Source organism: Acidovorax sp. KNOB132 (genome assembly GCF_057541515.1).
In genome coordinates this window covers 1-1,863 of the sequence record NZ_BAAJYT010000454.1, presented here as the reverse complement: position 1 = coordinate 1,863, position 1,863 = coordinate 1, and the positions used below count along the sequence as shown (strand labels likewise).

The 1,863-nt window shown below is 71.2% G+C and carries 1 protein-coding gene and 1 pseudogene; both read right to left on the bottom strand.

Features of this window, described 5'->3' with window-relative positions; all coding sequences use genetic code 11:
* A partial coding sequence (locus AC27IO_RS23645; protein ID WP_498741099.1) for a 16S rRNA (uracil(1498)-N(3))-methyltransferase occupies positions 1-478 on the bottom strand: 478 nt, incomplete at its 3' end.
* A 59-nt stretch (positions 479-537) separates the two neighbouring features.
* Positions 538-1,678 (bottom strand): annotated as a pseudogene (locus AC27IO_RS23640) (aminoglycoside phosphotransferase family protein).
* Positions 1,679-1,863: the final 185 nt, after the last annotated feature.

The window sequence follows — 1,863 nt, the reverse complement described above, 5'->3', positions numbered from 1 at the left end:
CGCCGCGCAGCCAGTCGGCCAGGGCCAGCGGGGCATGCACCTCGGGCACCCGGTTGCGCCCGCACTGCTCGCAGGCCGCCACGGCGATCGCCTGCCAGTGGGCCTGGCGCTTTTGCGCGCGCTCGCCCGACAGTTTCAGCACGCTGCGCGCGGCGGCCACCGGCTGGATGCTGGCCGCGCCCAGTTCGGCGGCTTTCTCCACGAGCCAGTCCATGCGCTCGTTGGCCGGCATGCCCACCACCAGGTGCACGGCGCGCGCGGCCTCGCGCTCCACGGGGTCGTGCGCGCCGACCTCCACGTCCACATCGGAGCGGCCCATGCGGGTGATGGTGGCGGCGTATTCGCCCCCGCGCCCGTCGAACAGCGTGATCGCGTCGCCGGGCTGCAGGCGCAGCACCTGCACGTGGCGCGCGGCCGAGGGCGGCAGCGCCAGCGCGGCGCCGCCCGCCAGGGGCAAGGGGCAATGGAAACGGGGCATTTGCTACTATTTTTATAGCTACACGCCCTAGTATTGATTGCGGCGGTAGCGGTTTTGACTCAAACTCTTCCGAAAGCGAAGCCGGTGGCTTCCCGCGTTCCTTCGATCTCGTCCACCAGCCGCAGCAGCGGCTTGAGCTCGCGGTAGCGGCTGGCCGTCGAGCGGATGTAGCCGATGAAACGCGGCGTGTCCGCCAGGTACTTGGGCTTGCCGTCACGCAGCGTGATCCGCGCGAAGATGCCGGCCACCTTCAGGTGCCGCTGCAGACCCATCCATTCGACCGCGCGGTAGAACTCGCCGAAGTCCGCGCCCCAGCCGCTGGCGCTCGCCGCACCGACCAATCCCGACTTTCGCGCTTTTTCCCAGTAACGCACGGTAATGTCGATGACGAAATCCTCTTCCCAGCTGATGAACGCATCGCGCAGCAGGCTGGCGATGTCGTAGGTGATGGGGCCGTGCACCGCATCCTGAAAATCCAGCACGCCCAGCGGCCCGTCCGCCGGGGGCGCCATGAGGTTGCGCATCATGAAGTCGCGGTGCACGAACACGCTGGGGGCTTCCAGATTGTTGGCGACCAGCACGTCGAAGGTCTTGGCGAGCACGCCCTGCTGCGCCTCGGTGAGCGCCACGCCGCGGTGGCGCGCCAGGTACCAGTCGGGAAAAAGGGCCAGTTCGCGCCGCAGCAGGGCCTCGTCGTAGGGCGGCAGCACGCCGGGGCGCGAGGCCTGCTGCCATTGCAGCAGCACGTCGCTGGCCTGCAGGTACCAGGCGTGCGCCGCCTCGGGCGCCGCGGGGTCCAGCCGCTCGATGACCGTCTGCGCGCCCAGGTCGGACAGCAGCATGAAGCCGTGGGGCGCGTCCCAGGCCAGCACCTCGGGCACGTGCAGGCCCGCGTCGGCCATCAGGCGCTGCACGTGGGCGAAGGGGCGGCAATCCTCCTTGTCCGGCGGGGCGTCCATCACGATGCGGCTGGTGCCGTCGGCGGCGTCGATGCGCAGGTAGCGGCGAAAGCTCGCGTCTGCCGAGGCGGGGCGCAGGCTCGCGGGGCGCAGGCCGTGCGTGGCGGCCAGCGGCGCCAGCCAGGCCTCGAACGCGTTGCGGCGGGGCGGCGTCGGGCCAGGCGACGGCGGGAAAGGCGGCAGCAGCAGCGGCGCCGGCCGGGGCCGGATCGGCCACGATGGGAGAAGGAGGGTGGCTCATGGATAATCCGATTTTACAAACCCGGCCTGCCCGGACCGGGTGGCCTGCGGTGCCTGCTCCGCGCCGCCGACCGGCTGATTCCATGGACATCCCTTCCTTGCCCGATCCGTTCCGACCGACGCCCCCCTTCCTGCCCGCCCGCCGCGGCGCTGCGGCCCGCCGTCCCTCGGCGCCCGCGTTCGAGC